Annotated in this window: 15 protein-coding genes, 1 tRNA gene and 2 pseudogenes; 5 read left to right on the top strand and 13 right to left on the bottom strand. The window is 62.9% G+C overall.

Annotation, left to right across the window (positions count from 1 at the left end; translation table 11 throughout):
* Positions 1-155: 155 nt before the first annotated feature.
* Complete coding sequence (locus HB777_01125) at positions 156-1592, top strand: MFS transporter (GenBank protein ID QND62643.1); 1437 nt, start codon at positions 156-158, stop codon at positions 1590-1592.
* Between the two features lie 14 nt (positions 1593-1606).
* Here the strand turns inward: HB777_01125 and HB777_01120 are convergent, their stop codons facing one another.
* From HB777_01120 to kdpF, 7 genes are read right to left on the bottom strand one after another with little or no spacing between them, the layout of a single operon-like run.
* Positions 1607-2299: a response regulator transcription factor gene (locus HB777_01120; GenBank protein ID QND62642.1), complete on the bottom strand. Its 693-nt coding sequence runs from the start codon at positions 2297-2299 to the stop codon at positions 1607-1609.
* Positions 2296-5025, bottom strand: coding sequence for a sensor histidine kinase KdpD (locus HB777_01115; protein ID QND62641.1), 2730 nt, complete (start codon positions 5023-5025; stop codon positions 2296-2298). Before HB777_01115 ends, HB777_01120 begins: the two co-directional genes overlap by 4 nt.
* A 54-nt stretch (positions 5026-5079) precedes the next feature.
* On the bottom strand, positions 5080-5646 hold the full coding sequence (kdpC, locus tag HB777_01110; protein QND62640.1) for a potassium-transporting ATPase subunit KdpC: 567 nt from the start codon (positions 5644-5646) through the stop codon (positions 5080-5082).
* Positions 5647-5657: 11 nt separating this feature from the next.
* The gene (gene kdpB / locus HB777_01105; protein QND62639.1) at positions 5658-7751 is read right to left on the bottom strand and encodes a potassium-transporting ATPase subunit KdpB; all 2094 of its coding nucleotides are present in this window, start codon (positions 7749-7751) and stop codon (positions 5658-5660) included.
* Positions 7748-7963 carry a hypothetical protein gene (locus tag HB777_01100; protein ID QND62638.1) on the bottom strand — a complete coding sequence of 72 codons (216 nt, stop codon included), beginning with the start codon at positions 7961-7963 and terminating at the stop codon, positions 7748-7750. The genes kdpB and HB777_01100 overlap by 4 nt, the downstream gene beginning before the upstream one ends.
* Positions 7964-7970: 7 nt before the next feature.
* A complete protein-coding gene (kdpA, locus tag HB777_01095) occupies positions 7971-9674 on the bottom strand; it encodes a potassium-transporting ATPase subunit KdpA (GenBank protein QND62637.1) in 1704 nt (567 codons plus the stop codon).
* A 20-nt stretch (positions 9675-9694) separates the two neighbouring features.
* A complete protein-coding gene (gene kdpF / locus HB777_01090) occupies positions 9695-9784 on the bottom strand; it encodes a K(+)-transporting ATPase subunit F (GenBank protein ID QND62636.1) in 90 nt (29 codons plus the stop codon).
* 364 nt (positions 9785-10148) lie between these two features.
* Here kdpF and HB777_01085 point away from each other — a divergent pair, with 364 nt between their 5' ends.
* Positions 10149-10646 (top strand): ferritin-like domain-containing protein, encoded by a 498-nt coding sequence (locus HB777_01085; GenBank protein QND62635.1) that lies wholly within the window; start codon positions 10149-10151, stop codon positions 10644-10646.
* Positions 10647-10918: 272 nt separating this feature from the next.
* Here the strand turns inward: HB777_01085 and HB777_01080 are convergent, their stop codons facing one another.
* The 6 genes and pseudogenes from HB777_01080 to HB777_01055 form a co-directional block, all read right to left on the bottom strand.
* A complete protein-coding gene (locus tag HB777_01080) occupies positions 10919-11221 on the bottom strand; it encodes a DUF982 domain-containing protein (protein QND62634.1) in 303 nt (100 codons plus the stop codon).
* A gap of 263 nt (positions 11222-11484) precedes the next feature.
* A complete protein-coding gene (locus HB777_01075) occupies positions 11485-11781 on the bottom strand; it encodes a hypothetical protein (protein ID QND62633.1) in 297 nt (98 codons plus the stop codon).
* A 76-nt stretch (positions 11782-11857) separates the two neighbouring features.
* A pseudogene (locus HB777_01070) lies at positions 11858-13077 on the bottom strand (acyltransferase).
* A gap of 127 nt (positions 13078-13204) precedes the next feature.
* Positions 13205-13429, bottom strand: a complete 225-nt coding sequence (locus HB777_01065) for an alkylphosphonate utilization protein (protein ID QND62632.1) — start codon at positions 13427-13429, stop codon at positions 13205-13207.
* A gap of 189 nt (positions 13430-13618) precedes the next feature.
* Entirely contained in the window at positions 13619-15250 is a 1632-nt protein-coding gene (locus HB777_01060) for a transposase (GenBank protein ID QND62631.1), read from the bottom strand.
* An 80-nt stretch (positions 15251-15330) separates the two neighbouring features.
* A tRNA-Ser gene (locus tag HB777_01055) sits at positions 15331-15420 on the bottom strand.
* A gap of 264 nt (positions 15421-15684) precedes the next feature.
* Between HB777_01055 and HB777_01050 the strand changes: the two are divergent.
* From HB777_01050 to msrA, 3 genes and pseudogenes are all read left to right on the top strand, one after another.
* A pseudogene (locus HB777_01050) lies at positions 15685-16505 on the top strand (DUF2569 domain-containing protein).
* 117 nt (positions 16506-16622) lie between these two features.
* The gene (locus HB777_01045; protein QND62630.1) at positions 16623-16946 is read left to right on the top strand and encodes a hypothetical protein; all 324 of its coding nucleotides are present in this window, start codon (positions 16623-16625) and stop codon (positions 16944-16946) included.
* A 105-nt stretch (positions 16947-17051) separates the two neighbouring features.
* Complete coding sequence (gene msrA, locus HB777_01040; protein ID QND62629.1) at positions 17052-17717, top strand: peptide-methionine (S)-S-oxide reductase MsrA; 666 nt, start codon at positions 17052-17054, stop codon at positions 17715-17717.
* The last annotated feature ends 141 nt before the right edge of the window (positions 17718-17858 follow it).

Below are 17858 nucleotides of genomic sequence, written 5' to 3'. Positions count from 1 at the left end.
AATCGCGGTTGAGGTTTTACAAGCCTGCCCCGAACGCAACAACGCCTTGATGCGGCGCGCAATCCGGCGCTGTCGATTCGCATGGTCCTGCCGGAAACCTGTACTGGCTTCTGGCGTCCTGCGCCGGCGTCGAGATATGCAAGGCAGGGGTGGAAATGACCGAAATCAACACAAAAAGGGTCGACTGGCGCGCATTGTGGGCAAGCGGCGACCTGGCGCGCTTCTGCTTCATCAGCCTCGGCATCCTGCTGCACGCCACCAACGAAACGATGGTGGCAACGGTGATGCCGGCCATGGTCGGCGAACTGGCCGGCGTCCAGCTCGTCGGCTGGTCACTGGCGATCTATGAACTCGGCGCCATCGTTGCCGGCGCGGCCGCCGGACGGCTGGTGAGCTATGTCCCGCTGCGCACCAACATGGTGGTCGCCGCGCTGCTCTACGCAGCAGGCGCACTGATCTGCGCCACCTCTCCTTCCATGCAATTGTTCCTCGCCGGCCGCCTGATCGAGGGGCTTGGCGGCGGTGCGCTGGTGTCGCTGGCCTTCGTCTCGGTCGAACAGCTGTTCGCGCGCGCCATCTGGCCGCAGCTGTTCGGCATCATGTCGGCAATCTGGGGCGTCGCCGCCTTCAGCGGGCCGTTGCTCGGCGCGATCATGACCGAGCTGTTCTCATGGCGCTGGGCCTTCGGCATCTTCACCTTCGGCGGCACAGCCATGGCGCTGGCAAGCTTCATCGTGCTCAACACGCCGCAGGCGACGAAACCCAGGGCAAGCACAGGCAAGGCGCCGCCCTTCCCGTTCACGGCCCTCGGCTGCCTTGCCGTCGCCGTGGTGCTGATCGCCTCGGCCGGCGTCGACATCGCCTTGCTGCGCTCCTCGCTGCTGATGGTGCTGGGCCTCAGCGGTCTGGTGCTGTTCTTCACCATCGACGCGCTGAAGCCGCGCTCGCGGCTGTTCCCGGCGCGGCTGTTCTCATGGCGCACGCCGGTCGGCGCCGGCATGACCATGGTTGCCGCCTTTTCGGTGGCGACCTGTTCCTTCGGCGTCTACGGGCCGCTGCTGCTGACCAGCCTGCACGACATTCCCCTGCTGACCACCGGCTACATCATCGCCGCCGAATCGATCGCCTGGTCGATCCTGTCGATCCTGGTCGCCAATGCGCCGCCGCAGCGCGAGCGGCTGATCATCGTTGGCGGCGCGGTGATGATCGCGGCCGGCATCGCCGGCTTTGCCTACACGATACCGATGGGCTCCATCCCGCTGATCCTGATGTGCGCCCTGTTGCAGGGCGGCGGCTTCGGCATCGCCTGGCCCTTCCTGACGCGCGTCATCGTCGCCTCAGCGCCGGAGGGCGAGCAGACCATCGCCTCGGCGGCGGTGCCGACCATGCAGCGCATCGGCTATGCCGTGGGGGCCGCCCTTGCCGGCATCGTCGCCAATGCCAGCGGCTTTTCGCAAGGCTTGAACCACGACGCGGCGGCGAATGTGGCGTCCTGGCTGTTTCTTGCCTTCGTGCCGCTCGGCATTGTCGGCTGCCTGGCGGCCTTGCGAGTATCCATGCCGCTTGGTCGGCAGCTGGAAGCTACCGGCTAGAAGCGCCTAACCCCTCACTCCACCTCGCGCAGGCGGTAACCGACACCGGTCTCGGTGGTGATGTAACGCGGCTGGTCGGGGCTCTTCTCGATCTTCTGCCTGAGCTGCCGGACATAGACCCTGAGATACTGCACGTCGGTTGAATCGCCCCAGACCTGCTTCAACAGGAAATGGTGGGTCAGCACCTTGCCGGCGTGCTGCACGAGGATGCGCAGGATGTCGTATTCCTTCGGCGAGAGCTTTACGTCCTTGCCCTCGACCTTGACGATGCGTTTGACCAGATCGACACTGAGGTCGCCGGTGTGGAACACCGGTTTTTCGCCCTGCTGCTGGAATTTGTGCCGCAACGCCACGCGGATGCGCGCGACCAGCTCGTTCATGCCGAACGGCTTGGTGACATAATCGTCGGCTCCGAGTTCCAGAGCCTGGACGATGCCGGCCTCGTCGGTGCGGCTGGACAGGATGACCACCGGAATGTCGAGACCGTCGTCGCGCCATTTGCGCAACAGCTCATGGCCACTCATGCCGGGCAGGCCGAGGTCGAGCAGGACAAGGTCCGGCTTCTCCGCCTCCATCACCTCGATCGCCACCTTGGCGTTCGGCGCCTCGCTGATCGCGTAACCCTGGCTGCCGAGCCCGACGCGAAGCAGCTTGCGGATCGGCGGCTCGTCATCGACGACCAGTATCCTGACGTTCGAGTTTGTCATGCCAAGTCACCCACATCGTCCGTGTTCGAGGCATCAAAATTGGGCGGGTTCGCCGGCTTCGGCATCTTGATGGTGAACACCGCGCCCGAACGATCGGTCCGGTTTGCCGCCATGATCGTGCCACCCATCGCCTCGATGAAGCCGCGGCAGATCGACAGCCCGAGCCCGGTGCCGGCGCGGACCTGATCGCGCTTGCGCACCCGGTAGAACGTATCGAAAATCCGCTCCAGATCGCCAGGGGGGATGCCCGGCCCTTCATCCATGACCTGCAGGAGGACTGAGCCATTATCGGTCCAGCCCTGCACGCGGATCGTCGAGCCGGCTGGCGCGTATTTCGCCGCATTGTCGAGGAGATTGAACAGCGCCTGCTCGAACAGGACCGGGTCGACCTTCAACATCGGCAAATCCGAGGGGATGTCAGTCTCGGTCTTGTGCTCGGCTATGATTTTCCTGGCCCGCTGCAGGGCAGAGCCGACGATGTCGCCGACATAGTGGAAAGCGTAGTTCGGCTCCATCGCGCCGGACTCGATCTTGGTCATGTCGAGCAGATTGGCGATGAAGCGGTTCAGCCGCTCGGATTCGTCGAGCACGGTCGTCAGCAGTTCCACCCGGTCCTGTTCGGGAAGTGCCGGTGCGAATTCGCGCAGCGTGCCGGCCGCGCCCATGATGGCGGCGAGCGGCGTCTTCAAATCGTGGGAGATGGAGGTGAGCAGCGCCGAGCGCAGCCGGTCCGCCTCGGCGGCGAGCTTGGCGCGGTCAACGTCCGCGACCAGTTGGATACGCTCGATGGCGACCGCCGCCTGATCGGCCAGCGCATCGAGCAGGCGCTGCTGCTCGGGCGTCAGCAGCGGACCCTGCTTGTCATTGTCGAGGCCGACGACGCCGATTGCCGTGCGCCCGGTGCGCAAGGGAAGATAGAGGCGCTTGGCGCCAGGCAGCGTGTCGGCGCCGCGTCCCGCGGCGCGGTTGTGTTCCCAGGCCCAGCGTGCGGCAGCGATGTCGGCTTCGGCCAGCGTGTCGTCTGGCGGATAGCCGGCCTTGACGGTGATCGTTCCATCTTCCGGCAAAAGCAGCACCACCCGCAGCTTCAGCATCGAGGCGATCTGGAAGGCGGTTGCCCACAGCACATCGTCGAGCGTGCCGGCACCGGCGAGCTTTTTTGAAAAAAGGTAGATATCCTCCGTGGCCCGCGCCCGTGAGCGGGCGGCGACCGCCTGGCGCTGCACGCGCGCCGTCAGATTGCTGGCAATGACGGCAACAACCAGGAACACGCCAAGCGCAACAATGCTCTCCGGATCCCGGATGGTCAGCGTGTAGCGCGGTTCCAGGAAGAAATAGTTGAAGGCAAGGGCGCTGACGAAACAGGCGTACAAAGCCGGCCACAGACCGCCGGTTACCGCCGACGCCAGCACCCCGATGAGAAGGATGATCGCCAGATTGCGAACGTCGAGAAACTGGTCGAGAAGGACGGCGAAGGCGAGCGAGCCCATGACAAAGGCCGTGGCCTTGAGATAAGGCCAGATTTCGAACTGCCACTGCTCGTCCGCTGCCCTGACGCTCCTCGACGCCGTCTCGGTACCGCGTTCGTTTCCCGAAATGACATGGACGCTGATGTCGCCGGCATTGCGGATGAGATCATAGGTGAGCGAGCCTTCGATCAATTCGCGCCAGCGCGACCGGGTCGGCCTGCCGACCACGATATGGGTGAAATTGTTCGCCGTCGCATAGCGCACGATGTCCTGCGCGACGTTCTGACCCGGAATGGTGGTCACTTCGGCGCCAAGCTGTTGGGCAAGGCGCAGGTTCGTCGCGAGCCGGTCCTTGTCCTCCTCGGGCATGCTGGCCGAGCGGGTGCTGTCGACGTGCAGCGCCGTCCACGGAGCACGCAGCCGGTCGGCCAGCCTGCGCGCATAGCGGACGCGGGCCGCTCCTCCCGGGCGCGCGTCGAGGCAGACGAGAACCCTTTCGCCGGCCGCCCACGGTCCGGGAATGGCGTGCGCCTGCATATGGATCAGCAACTGGTCGTCGACGCGCTGCGCGGTGCGGCGCAGCGCCAGCTCTCTCAGCGCCGTCAGATTGCCCGGCGAGAAATAGTTCTCGATCGCGCGCTGGGCGGTGTTGGGGAAATAGACCTTGCCCTCCTCGAGCCGCTTGATCAGGTCGTCGGGGGTGAGATCGATGATCTCGACATCGTCGGCCTGGTCGATGATGGAGTCGGGAACCGTCTCACGGACCCTGACCTTGGTGATCTGGGCGACGACATCGTTCAGGCTTTCGACATGCTGGATGTTGAGCGTCGTGTAGACGTCGATGCCTTGCGTCAGGATTTCCTGGACGTCGAGATAGCGCTTGGGGTGCCGGCTGCCGGGCGCGTTGGTGTGGGCGAGTTCATCGACGAGAACCAATGCCGGGCGCCGGGCAATGATGGCGTCGATATCCATCTCGTCGAGGACGCGCCCCTTGTAGTCGACCTTGCGGCGGGGAATGACCTCATACCCCTCGACCAGGGCCAGTGTTTCCTTGCGGCCATGCGTCTCGACGACGCCGACCACCACATCCACGCCGTCGGCCAGCCTGGCGCGGCCCGACATCAGCATCTCGTAGGTCTTGCCGACGCCCGGTGCTGCGCCGAGGAAAATTCTCAAGCGGCCGCGCCCCTCCCGCTCGGCATGGTCAAGCAGTGCGTCGGGAGAAGGTCTGGCGTCGTTGCTTCTGTCGTCCGGCATCAGGATCGATCATGGATGGCGCCGGGGATACTGTCGATCCCCGGCCCGCATCATTCACTGTTTCGCGGCGTCCAGCGCAAGGTTGAGACCGAGCACATTGACCACGGGTTCGCCCATGAAGCCGAGCTCCCTGCCCTCGACTTGGGCGTCGACAAGCGCCTTGATCTTGGCTTCGTCGATACCCCTGGCCTTGGCCACGCGGGCGACCTGGAAGTAGGCCGCTTCGGGGCTGATGTCAGGGTCGAGGCCGCTGCCGGACGTCGTCACCAGGTCCATCGGAACAGGCTGGTTCGGATTTTCCGCTTTCAGCTTTTCGGCGTCGCCCTTGATGCGGTCGATCAGCTTGGGGTTGGTCGGGCCGAGGTTGCTGCCGCTCGAGGCGGCGGCGTTGTAACCGTCGCCGGCAGCCGAGGGGCGGCCGTGGAAATAGCGGTCACTGGCGAAGCCCTGGCCGATCAGTTCGGAACCGATGACCTTGCCGTCCTTTTCGATCAGACTGCCATTGGCCTGACGCGGGAACAGCGCCTGGGCGATGCCGGTCATGCCGAGGGGATAGATCAGGCCGGTCAGCGCCGTGAAGAAGATGATCATGATGATCGCGGGTCTTATCTGTTTGAGCATGAACGTATTCCTTAAGCGAGGCCAAGCGCGGTGACGATCATGTCGATCGCCTTGATGCCGACGAAGGGCACGATGATGCCGCCGAGGCCGTAGACAAGCAGGTTGCGGCTGAGCAGCGCACCGGCGCCGATGGCGCGATATTTGACGCCTTTCAGCGACAGCGGGATCAGTGCGATGATGATCAGCGCGTTGAAGATGATGGCTGACAGGATGGCGCTCTGCGGTGTCGCCAGATGCATGACGTTGAGCGCCTGCAACGGGCCGGTGGTCTGCCCCGGCGCGATGTAGAAGGCCGCGAACATCGCCGGGATGATGGCGAAATATTTGGCCACGTCGTTGGCGATGGAGAAGGTCGTCAGCGAGCCGCGCGTCATCAGCAGCGCCTTGCCGATCTCGACGATCTCGATGAGCTTGGTCGGGTCGCTGTCGAGGTCGACCATGTTGCCGGCCTCGCGCGCGGCCACCGTGCCGGTGTTCATGGCGACGCCGACATCGGCCTGGGCAAGGGCTGGCGCATCGTTGGTGCCGTCGCCGCACATGGCGACCAGCTTGCCCTTGGCCTGCTCGTCGCGGATCAGCTTCAGCTTGTCCTCGGGCGTCGCCTGGGCGAGGAAGTCGTCAACGCCGGCTTCCGCTGCAATGGCTGCCGCCGTCATCGGGTTGTCGCCGGTGATCATCACCGTGCGGATGCCCATCTTGCGCAGTTCGGCGAAGCGCTCCCTGATGCCGCCTTTGACGATATCCTTGAGGTGGACGACGCCGAGCAGGCGCCCGTCGCGCTCGACCGCCAGCGGCGTGCCGCCCGATTTGGCGATCTCGTCGGCGATCGCCTGAAGATCCCTGACGGTATCGCTGCCGGGCCGCGTGGCGTGTGCTGCGACCGTCGACTGGCTGACATGGGCGAGCACGGAATCGACCGCGCCCTTGCGTACCGAGGAGCCGTCGATGTCGACGCCGCTCATGCGGGTCTGCGCCGTGAAGGGCACGAAGGTGGCGTGCAACGTCGCCATGTCACGGGCCCGGATGGCGTATTTCTCCTTGGCCAGCACAACGATCGAACGGCCTTCCGGCGTTTCGTCGGCGAGCGAGGCGAGTTGGGCAGCATCGGCCAGCTCCTGCTCGGTGACGCCCTTGACCGGACGGAACTCGGTTGCCTGGCGGTTGCCGAGCGTGATCGTGCCGGTCTTGTCGAGCAGCAGCGTGTCGACGTCACCGGCAGCCTCAACGGCGCGGCCCGACATGGCCAGCACATTGAAGCGCACCAGGCGGTCCATGCCGGCGATGCCGATGGCCGACAGCAACGCGCCGATGGTGGTCGGGATCAGGGTCACGAACAAAGCAACCAGCACCGTCACCGAGATATAGCCACCCGAATAGGTCGCAAAACTCGGGATCGTTGCGGTGGCCAGAACGAAGATCAGCGTCATGCCGACAAGCAGGATGTTGAGCGCGATCTCGTTCGGCGTCTTCTGGCGCTCGGCGCCTTCGACGAGCGAGATCATGCGGTCGAGGAAGGTGTGGCCGGAGGCGGCGGTGATGCGCACGCGGATCCAGTCGGACAGCACCTGCGTGCCGCCGGTGACCGCCGAACGGTCGCCGCCGGATTCGCGGATGACCGGTGCGGATTCGCCCGTGATCGCGGCCTCGTTGACCGAAGCGACGCCTTCGATCACTTCGCCGTCGGACGGGATGATGTCGCCGGCCTCGACCAGCACGGCATCGCCGACCTTGAGGCTGGTGCCGGGCACGAGTTTGTATTTGGTGCGGTCTTCACCGGTCAAAAGCTTGGCCTGGGTTTCGGTGCGTGCCTTGCGCAGCGAATCCGCCTGCGCCTTGCCGCGGCCCTCAGCGACCGCTTCGGCGAAGTTGGCGAACAGAACGGTGAACCAAAGCCAGATGATGATCTGCAGCGTGAAGCCGAGATTGCCGCCGCCGGTGACCAAGTCCTTGACGAACAGCACCGTGGTGAGCGCCGAGACGACGGCGACGACGAACATCACCGGGTTCCTGGCCAGCGTGCGCGGGTCGAGCTTGCGGAAGGCGCCGCCGATGGCGGGAAGCAGGATGCGGGCATCCATGATGCTTGCTGATTTCGAGTGGCTCATTTTGAAGCTCCGGCTTCGGTGTTGTTGGACGGCACCGGATGATCGGATGCCGAAAAGAGATGGGGCGGCCCGTAGGCCAGCAACCAGAGGACGAGCATGACTGCCGCAAGACCGAGGAACGTCGACAGGGTCGGGAAAGGAGGAGGTCTCTCCTCCTTCCCGTGATCGCCACTGTGGCTGGTCTTGCGACGCATGGTGTTGAACCAGGACATGACGGCCTCAGAAGGTCTGCCCGTGGATCATTGCCAGGTGCTCGATGATCGGCCCGACGGCGAGCGCCGGGAAGAAGGTCAGACCACCGACGATCAGGATGACGCCGACCAGCAACCCGACGAACAGCGGGCCATCGGTAGGGAAGGTGCCGGCGGAGGCCGGAACAGTCTTCTTCGCCACCAGCGAGCCGGCAAGGGCCAGCGCCGGGATGATGACCAGGAAGCGGCCCATCAGCATGCCGATGCCGATGGTGATGTTGTACCAGGGCGTGTTGCCGCTGAGGCCGCCAAAGGCCGAGCCATTGTTGGCCGCACCCGACGTATAGGCATAGAGAACCTCGGAGAAGCCGTGCGGGCCGGCATTGCCCATCGACGCCACGCCTGTCGGCAGCACGACCGCGATGGCCGTGAAGATCAGCATCGCCAGCGGCAGGCACAGGATGGCCAGCATCGCCATCTTGACCTCCTTGGCCTCGATCTTCTTGCCGAGATATTCGGGCGTGCGGCCAACCATCAGGCCGGCGACGAAGACGGCGACGACGATGTACATCAGGATGCCGTAGAGACCGGCGCCGACACCGCCGACGATGACTTCGCCAAGCTGCATGTTGATGATCGGGATCATGCCGCCGAGCGCGGTGAACGAGCCGTGCATGGCGTTGACGGCGCCGCAGGAGGCGGCCGTTGTGATGACGGCAAACAGTGCCGACAGAGCGATGCCGAAGCGGCTCTCCTTGCCTTCCATATTGCCGCCGTCGATGCCCAGCGCATGCACCAGCGGGTTGCCGGCGGCTTCCGCCCAGTAGCAGATGGCGACACCGGCGATGAACATGACGCCCATGGCCGACAGGATCGCCCAGCCCTGGCGCTGGTTGCCGATCATGCGGCCGAAGACGTTGGTCAAGGCAGCGCCAATGGCGAAGATCGACACCATCTGGATCAGGTTGGAGATCGCGTCGGGGTTCTCGAACGGATGCGCGGCATTGGCGTTGAAGAAGCCGCCGCCATTGGTGCCGAGCATCTTGATGGCCACCTGCGAGGCGACCGGGCCGACAGCGATGGTCTGCTGGGCGCCTTCGAGCGTCGTGGCGTTGACATAGGCGCCAAGCGTCTGCGGCATGCCGAGCCACACATAGACCAGCGTCAGCACGACGCAGAAGGGCAACAGCAGATAGAGCGTGGAACGGGTCATATCGACCCAGAAATTGCCGATCGACTTGCCCGATGCGCGGGCGAAGCCGCGGATCAGCGCAATGGCGATGGCGATGCCCGTGGCCGCCGAAACGAAGTTCTGCACCGTCAGGCCGGCCATCTGCACGAGATAGGACATCGTGCTCTCGCCACCATAATTCTGCCAGTTGGTGTTGGTCATGAAACTGGCGGCGGTGTTGAAAGCCAGCCCTGGTTCAACCGCGGTCATGCCGGCCGGATTGTAGGGCAGGCTTCCCTGCAGGCGCTGCAGGACATAAAGCACCAGGAAGCCGGCAAGGTTGAACAGCAGCAGAGCGACCGCGTAGGTCGTCCAGTGCTGTTCCTCGCGCTCGCTGGTTCCGCAAATCCGATAGAGCCCGCGCTCGAGCGGGCCGAAGATTGACGAAAGCAGTGTGCGGTCACCGTTGAAGACGCGGTGCATGTAGCCGCCGAGCGGCTTCACCAGCAAAATGATGATCCCGCAAAAGACCAGGATCTGTATCCAACCGTTTGTTGTCATGGCTGTGGCTTTCCGTGCCTTCAGAAGCGTTCTGGACGAATGAGCGCGTAGGTCAGGTAGGCGAGCAGGAACAACGTCACGCCACCACCAAGGATGTAATCGACAAGCATGATCCGATCCTCCAGCTCAAATTCTGTCGCAGGCTTTGACATAGGCGAAGAACAGGGTGAAAAATAAAACCCCGATCCCGAGAACAATGACGTCCATTATGTTTGTTCCTTGCTTCCATTTTTCTATGGCGCGCCTGCTGCTTGCAAGCTGACAATTACGTGAAGACGGCGCGCCCCACTTCGATCGGTGGCGGCGTCCGGCGTTTTGCTCAAGGGAATATGGACCCGATCGCCATAAAGGTTCGAGACGGGGCGCAGTGGAAAGAAATAGGAATTTTATAAAGGTTTCCGTTCGAAGCGGGCGGAACGAATCCCCGGACGGGAGATTGTCGACCTGAGGGCTCACGCACCAAAGGACATGACAATGGCAAAGCAGAAAGTGCTCGACGACCTGTTTCACGACACGCTGAAAGACATCTATTTCGCCGAGAAGAAGATATTGGCGACGTTGCCGAAAATGGCCAAGGCCGCGCAAAGTGCCGACCTGAAAGCCGCCTTCGAAAAGCACCGCACCGAGACCGAAGGACACGTCGCAAGGCTGGAGAAGGTCTTTGGCGTGATCGGCAAGAAGCCGGCCGGCAAGACCTGTGCGGCCATCATGGGCATCACCGAGGAAGGCGCCGAGATCATGGAGGAGTACAAGGGATCTCCCGCGCTCGACGCCGGCCTGCTGGCTGCCGCGCAAGCGGTCGAACACTACGAGATCTCGCGCTATGGGACGCTGAGGACCTGGGCTGGCGAACTTGGCCTGAACGAGGCCGTGACGCTGCTTGAAGCGACGCTGAAGGAAGAGAAAGCCACCGACGAAGCGCTGACGCAGCTCGCGGAGTCGGCCGTGAACGTCGCGGCGGAAGCAGCGTAGATCCGCGAAAATGATCGGTGGGCCGCGTCTAAACGATCTGGCGCGGTTTCCGCATCATGCTGAGCTAGGTCGGATCGAACTCGGCGATTTCCCGCAGCCCGTGCGATGCACAGGTTCGACAAGTTGATCGCCACGGAAGGCGCAACGTCGTCAGGCTCAGCTGCAAGATGGCGGTTTCTGGGTCGCTGGAAAAGTGAAAGCCCGGCTGGAGGGCCAAGCCGGGCTTTCTGTGGTGGCTGGTATGGCTTTAGCCGCCACGATGGCATCAATCCTCAGGCGGCGTAGCCGCCATAACCACGGGCAACGGCGCGGGCGCCCGCAACCGGCTCGAGATCCGGCCATAGGATGCCGGCAGCCTGCGCAAACTCCACCAGCGCCCGGCGCGCCTGCTCCGTGGTCACATAACCCGGGACGGCAAGATCGCAGGCCTTCACCGCGTTGCGAAAAAGCGGGCCGCGGCGGGAGGTCGTCCAATTGGTCAGGAAATCGTGCATTTCGGCCAGTGAGGCGATCTCGCGCTTGAAGCCGAGGCCGACGGACAGTGCGACCGGTGAATGAAACAGCTTGTCGTGCATGAAGCGGGCTCCTGATTTTATCGCAGCCCTTGGAGAAATATCCGGGCGGGTCCACGAACGGGACGCCAAGAAACGCGCAACAAGGCAGGAGGTTCCAAGCTTGGGCCTGGACGTTTTTTTGGATGTGCCCGACTGCTGTCGAAGCGGTTGTTTCGAAGGCTGAGCGGCTTCAGGAAATGTGTCCAGGGCCTTGCGTCGGATACCCGCTTAGCCGGTGATGTCGGGCGGGCATATGTGCTTGGCGATCTGCGCGTGCCACAGTTTCATTGCTGAATGGATTTGGCCGGCATTCCAATATCGTTCTGTATTCCTATGGCATCCGCGGCCCATTCCCGCATTTCCGGGGACGCATCGCTGGACTTGAGGATCGACACTGCCAGTGCTGCTATATCGGCCGGCGGTTTTTGGTTGGCAGCCATATAGGCAAAATAGCCAACTGTGACGGCACATCCTATCGAGATGACAGGTGGGATAAACTGTGCTGTCTTCAGAGCTATTGTCCGCCAGCGTTTGGATGGGCTGGGTTTTGGGACGCCATCCTCGTCATCCTGGTCAGTCATTCCACCCCGCCCCCGCGAGTCGATACCACACCATTTAGTAGGATGAGCTTCATTAGTTAAAATGCGAATAAAACTTTCATGGGCCTGTTTTCCCAAGAAGGCCGCGATGTATCCGGCTACAAGCGGTCGGCAGATTGTCTTGTGAAGCTTCCCGGCATCCGCCCGGGCCGAGCCACGCTCGCAATTGCAGCCTCGTGTGTATCGTGCGTCGTCAGCAGGTGAAGAACTGTCACAAGACTGTTTCCTAGCGAGACGCCCGGCTTTTCGACAACAAGGTGCGCGACCAGCGCCATCAAAACCAGAAGCACCATTGTCATCAATATCACGAGCCAATACTGGCTGGCGCTGTCCAGGGCAAAATTCCGCACGGGCGCAACGGAGAAAACCAAGACGAAGGCAAGCCCCTGCAGCAGATAGATGCCATAGCTGATCTCTCCCAGTCGCACGGAACGGTTGGCCGTCAGAAGACCAAAGAAATCAGCGCCTGACACAATCAGGAAGAAGCTGCCTATGCACAGCAGTATCGGCACCGGTGCGTAGGCAATCTCGTAGGTGGCAAATATATACACCAGCACCGCCAGAGCGACGGCGGACAGGGTGTGTCGATGCACTTTCACCAGCAGGGCGTTTGCTTCAAGCGTCGCGCACACCATGCCCCCCTGCGAAAAGTCCCAGGTAGCAGTAGGCGAGACTGCCTCCGGCCACCGACATGAGAATGGAAAAAGCCAGGAGGGCGACTGGCAGACCCAAGCGGGCAATCGGGTGCCGGCTGAATATCGCCATGATCGGCAGGCTGAAATAGAACAGCCATTCATAGGGCAAGGTCCAGGTTACGCCGGCCAGCAAGTAGACACCGGAGCTCGAAAGCGGGACGTAGCCGAAGACACCAAACAGCAGATTGAAAAATGCGTGCTCATATGTGGCGAACGTCGAGTAATCGATCTGCCCATCGATGACCTCCAATGCCATCGCCAAGCCCACGGCCAGAATGTAGAGCGGCCCAATCCTGAAAGCCCGCTTGAGCAACAAGGTCGGAAAATCCACGGAGGACTTTGCCGACAGCAGTTTCCCCCAGAACAGATAGGCGGAGATGACGAAGAAGAAGGATACCCCTACCTGCCCCAGCAGCCCGTAGAAAGCGGAAGGCGGATACTTCCATGCGCCAGTCGTCAAGAATTCATGGTAGATGACAGAGTGGTGAAGCGCGACGGCAAGCGCCAGATACCCTCGCATCCCGTCTATTGTCCGGATTCTGGCGGAGCTCGATTCGAAGCCTACCCGCTGAAATAGCGGCATGCCTGCAAGCGGCCAAACCAGCGCCATGACCACAAACGCGGGCCAGAGATCATAAAGTCCAATCATGTCCGCGATTGCTCCACGCTCATAATAGACCATCCATCGAGATAGCTTGCCGCCTTGAGGGTCACGCCTTCTTCACGAACTCGGTCTTGAGCACCAGGCCTTTCACTTGCTTGGTGTTGCATTCGATCTCACCGGGATTGCCGTTGAGGCGGATGGACTTCACCAACGTGCCGCGCTTGATCGTCTCCGAAGTGCCTTTGACTTTGAGGTCTTTGATCAGCGTGACGGAATCGCCGTCATTCAATTGAGCGCCATTGCTGTCGCGCACGACTACATCGTTTGGCATGCCATCTCCTGTGATTTGGATCACCACTACCAGATCACGTAAGAATCCCAAAACCGATGGCGAACCGGCCGGCCAACCGTCAAGGTGACTATGAATTTGCGGCGGCAGACACTCTGGCGTCCTTACGAAACGCAATGTTATCAGACGGTTACACCACTCTTGAAGTAACCGGGGCAGATTACCGGGCAGTCAGGCTTGAGCGGCTTGCCTAACGAGATCCGGGAGCGGCGGAATCGACTCTTGTGTTGGTATGCCGAGGCGGTCGCCGAGATAGCGGAAGAATGAGACGTCGAGCTTGATGCAGGTCTTCATCAGGCCGAGCAGGACGTCGCGGGCGTTCTTGCCTGCCTCGCTGACGGTTCCGCCGGAGATCTTGCGCTTGGTGACGAAGGTGCGGATGTCGTTTTCCGAACCATTGGTGTGGAGCGGGATCTCGGGACGATCGAGAACGCGCAGGAGTTCATGCTTGCGGCGATGCAGCCTGGCAAGAAGCCGGTCGAGCATGACGTAGCCGGTTCGTCGTTTGAACAGGCGCTCGAAGCGGGCGCGCAGGGCCGCCGCGTGGCGCGGACAAGGAGCACGCTGGTAGCTCTTGAGGTCGCGATAGAACCACCAGATCAACTGGCGCATGATGTCGACGGCCTGACGTTGATCCGGGGTCACGGGTATCAATTTGTGGACGAGCCGCTCGGCGTGGACCCAGCACAGAGCATGGTCGCCGATGCGGAACTGGCCGGCATCATCGGACACGACCACGGTATCGCCAAGAAAGCCGTGGTGGCGGATCGCTCCCCACATCGCCCCTTCGGTGGCGATCCTGACTGGGTTGGGCTCAACCGCGAGCTGGTCGAGGCCGAGTGCGGCCAGATGCGCCTGCCATGCGGCGCTGTCGGCAAATGCCTTGTGCGGCGCAGCCGCTAGCCGCGCGATCACCGGACCGGCGAGGTTGCGGCCGCGCATATAGGCCAGGGCCTCTTCATTGATGAAGTAATCGCTGTGCCCGGCACGCAGCGTCGCCAGGAACGCCTCCCGTGACTTCGATCGCCCGGTGCGGAACGCGGTGAAGCGGCGATCGCCGATCTGGGTGGTGTAGCCGTCCTGGTGGGCGTGGCGCGCCGACGTATCATCGACGGTGATCCAGGGCGCCGTAGCCAGCCCGGCGCGCAGCACGTCACGGTCCTCCGCCGCGAAGGCCTCCAGGCCCTCCGAAATCAGCCGCACCACCTGGCGCTTCGAAATGTCGACCCCGATCCCGGTCAACAACGCCGTCAACCGCTCCGTCGTCACCTGGCCTTGAATGTGACAGGCCAGAATGAAGCGGCGCAGGTTCGCGCCCCAGCCGCCGATGATCCCCGCCGGCAAGGGCGCCACCATCGTTTCGCCGGTCGGTGTCACCCAGCGCTCGCGGCGATAGCGCACCACCTCGGCCGACAACGCCAGATCGCGCACCAGGATCGTCTCATACCCCTTGAAGCGAGAGCCCGCAGGAGCGCTCACCGCAACCGTCACCTCGCGGCTCACGCGACCGCCGTCGCGCTTGGCGCCGCGCCGGCGGCGCTTGCCCTTGCCAGATGTCGGCTGCGTCGCCTTCTCCATGCCCGATGGCTTGGTCGGCTTGACCGGGGGACGCGGCGGCAGGTCCTTCAGCCGGGCGATCTCATCCTTCAGGGTCTGGTTCTCGGCGCGTAGCGCCTGGTTCTCGATCTCAAGGCTCTCGACCCGGCCTTGAAGACCGCGCACTTCGCCGATCAGCGCAGAAACCAGCCCGCGGAGTTCCGCGAGCGACAGGCCTTCAAGCGAATCAGTCGGTGGTAGCGTCACGCAAAGGGTGAATCACGAAAGCACGCGCCTGCAAACCCCCACCGCCCGGTAATCTGCCCCGGTTACACTCTTGAAGCTGTTGGCGGAGAGAGCGGGATTCGAACCCGCGTTACGGTCTCCCGTAAACACACTTTCCAGGCGTGCGCCTTCAACCACTCGGCCACCTCTCCGTCCTTGCATGTCGCGCCGGCCGGTTTCGCCGCGCGGGTTGGGGAGATGCACCTCCCTTGGGCAAGGCGGAACTTCCGCCATCGGCGTCGCCAACCAGCAAACGCCTTTCCCCGCACCTGAGCCGTCGAAGCAACAGGCGCGGGGCTCATCTAGTCGATCCGACGGCGAATGCCAAGCCATAACGGCAGTCTATTCGCTTTGCCGGCCACACAGTGTTTCGCAAGGCCGCCGGCGCCGCCGTTTCTGACAGGTACCGCCAGCAAATAGTGTGCACAGGCCAAGCCGCAAAGCCAGCCGCGCTTGACTTCGCCCCTGCCCGTCTGTCGAGTAGCGCAAAGGCGCTGCGGGGGCATTGTCGGACATGACATCGAGCAGTGGAACGTCGGGCAGTGGACAGACGCCAGCCAAGCGGCCGGACAGCGGACTGTCCTTCGTGCCGGTGGGCTGGCTCATCTTCGTCATGGCATGGTCGGTCTACGGTGTGGTGTCGGCATGGTGGCTGGTCGGCGATTACGGCAGACTGCCGGGCGGCATCTTCTATCTCCTCCTTGGCGGGCTCGCCGTCGACATCATCACCATCCTGTGGGGGCTTTATTTGCTCGGCCTCGCCTTCGGCCGCTCGGCCCGCTTCCCGCGCCAGTTCACCCTCTGGCAGGTCGCCACAATCATCTGGCTGCTGGCCTGGCAGGCCTGTGTACTGATGATTTCCGATTTCGTCTTTTCGGGCAAGGCGCTTGCCATCACGGCCGCTCAGATCGCCATCGGGGTTCTCTGCATCTACCTGCTGCGCCGGGGATCCGAAGCCGATGCCGTTTATGCCAATCCTAAAACCGAAAGCCCACCTGTCTTCGTCTCGGTCATCGCCGCCCTGCTCGGCATCGTCCTCGGCGCGGTCATCGGTGCCGTAGGCGGATTCGCCATCGGCTCAGTGATCGCGAATGCCACCGACATGAGCTGCTTCGAAGGCGCCTGCGGTTATTTCGCCGTGTTCATCGGCCTGGCCGGGCTGGTGATCGGCGCCATAGGCGGCGGCATTTTCGCCGTCTGGCGCGTCCACCGGCGCAAACGCAAGCCGGCGGCATAGTCGGGCTTCAAATTCGCGTATGGCGATTGCGAACCAGACATGCGCATTCTATCTCTCGTCTTGAAACCGGAAGGCCCTCGGGAGGAGCTTGAGGACTGGCCGGAGGGAAGGTCTCCAATGTTTCGCTTCGTCTTCCGTCTTGCCGCAATGGTCGCGCTGTCGGTTTCCGTCATCATGGCGGTGCTCGACGCGACACGCACCGTGGCGGCCTCGGTGCTGGTGCTGACCCCGCTCAACACCAGCTGGCTGGCCGTCTCGCCCGACACGCGGGCCGCCTTCGAGACCTTCGTTCGGGCCAAGGCCGGTCCGCTGCTGTGGGACGGCGCCATCGCCTGGGTGCTCAACCAGCCCGGCTTCGCCGTGTTCGCGGTGCTGGCCTTCCTGCTCTATGCGATTGGCTACAGGCGACAACGGCGCACGGGACAGTTCGCCGCCACCTGAGCATCGGACCCAAAGTGGTGGCCGGTTTTGGGAAGATCCTATGCTCAAGCGAAAGAGCCGCCGTCAGGCGGTTTCTTGCGTTACACCGACAGAGGAAAACCGTGCATGTTCTTTCTCAGCGACATGTTGAACAAGAAGCTCAATCTGCCGAAGCCGTCCGAGGCGTTGCCGGGCCGCGCCCGGGCGATCCCGACCGCACCCAGGCACAAGGTCTTGAAAAGACCGCTCAAGGGTCCCTATCCCGAGGGGTTGGAGACGGCGATGTTCGGGCTGGGCTGCTTCTGGGGTGCGGAGCGGCTGTTCTGGCAATTGGAAGGCGTCTGGGTCACGGCGGTCGGCTATGCCGGCGGCTTCACGCCCAATCCGACCTATCAGGAAACCTGCACCGGGCTTACCGGCCATGCCGAAGTGGTGCTGGTCGTCCACGATCCCGAGATCGTCTCCTATGCCGCGCTTCTGAAGCTGTTCTGGGAAAGCCACGACCCGACGCAAGGCATGCGCCAGGGCAATGATGTCGGCACCACCTACCGCTCCGCGATCTACACATCAGGTGATGCGCAATTGCGGGCGGCGAACGCCTCGCGCAATGCCTATGAGGCCTCGCTGCGCGGCGCCGGCCACGGCAAGATCACCACCGAGATCGCCCCGGCGCCCGAGTTCTACTTCGCCGAGGGCGATCACCAGCAATATCTGGCGAAGAACCCTTACGGCACGTGTAACCTCAAGGGCACGGGTGTCCCTTGCCCCACGCCGGCTGCCGCCTCCGCCTGAAGCCGCAATGCATGTCGCTCAAAAGTGGCCCGGTTTGAGACAACGACATGCATGGAAACAAGGACCTAAAGGGCGGCGCATGAATCCGTTTCGACGCGACGCGCTTTAGGCGCAAGGAACAAGCTGCGGCGCGGCTTGGCC

The organism is Mesorhizobium loti (assembly GCA_014189435.1).
Classification (GTDB): Bacteria; Pseudomonadota; Alphaproteobacteria; order Rhizobiales; family Rhizobiaceae; genus Mesorhizobium; species Mesorhizobium loti_G.
Note: the sequence above shows the minus strand (reverse complement) of the source record. Positions and strands in the feature narration are given on the sequence as shown.

What these genes read in the sequence shown, in the direction of transcription:
- kdpA (QND62637.1), bottom strand. Translation starts at nt 9,674, where the DNA reads ATGACAACAAACGGTTGGATACAGATCCTGGTCTTTTGCGGGATCATC.
- HB777_01080 (QND62634.1), bottom strand. Translation starts at nt 11,221, where the DNA reads ATGCACGACAAGCTGTTTCATTCACCGGTCGCACTGTCCGTCGGCCTC.
- HB777_01075 (QND62633.1), bottom strand. Translation starts at nt 11,781, where the DNA reads ATGACTGACCAGGATGACGAGGATGGCGTCCCAAAACCCAGCCCATCC.
- kdpC (QND62640.1), bottom strand. Translation starts at nt 5,646, where the DNA reads ATGCTCAAACAGATAAGACCCGCGATCATCATGATCATCTTCTTCACG.
- HB777_01125 (QND62643.1), top strand. Translation starts at nt 156, where the DNA reads ATGACCGAAATCAACACAAAAAGGGTCGACTGGCGCGCATTGTGGGCA.
- HB777_01100 (QND62638.1), bottom strand. Translation starts at nt 7,963, where the DNA reads ATGTCCTGGTTCAACACCATGCGTCGCAAGACCAGCCACAGTGGCGAT.
- HB777_01045 (QND62630.1), top strand. Translation starts at nt 16,623, where the DNA reads ATGTTTCGCTTCGTCTTCCGTCTTGCCGCAATGGTCGCGCTGTCGGTT.
- msrA (QND62629.1), top strand. Translation starts at nt 17,052, where the DNA reads ATGTTCTTTCTCAGCGACATGTTGAACAAGAAGCTCAATCTGCCGAAG.
- HB777_01065 (QND62632.1), bottom strand. Translation starts at nt 13,429, where the DNA reads ATGCCAAACGATGTAGTCGTGCGCGACAGCAATGGCGCTCAATTGAAT.
- kdpB (QND62639.1), bottom strand. Translation starts at nt 7,751, where the DNA reads ATGAGCCACTCGAAATCAGCAAGCATCATGGATGCCCGCATCCTGCTT.
- HB777_01085 (QND62635.1), top strand. Translation starts at nt 10,149, where the DNA reads ATGGCAAAGCAGAAAGTGCTCGACGACCTGTTTCACGACACGCTGAAA.
- HB777_01115 (QND62641.1), bottom strand. Translation starts at nt 5,025, where the DNA reads ATGCCGGACGACAGAAGCAACGACGCCAGACCTTCTCCCGACGCACTG.
- HB777_01120 (QND62642.1), bottom strand. Translation starts at nt 2,299, where the DNA reads ATGACAAACTCGAACGTCAGGATACTGGTCGTCGATGACGAGCCGCCG.
- kdpF (QND62636.1), bottom strand. Translation starts at nt 9,784, where the DNA reads ATGCTTGTCGATTACATCCTTGGTGGTGGCGTGACGTTGTTCCTGCTC.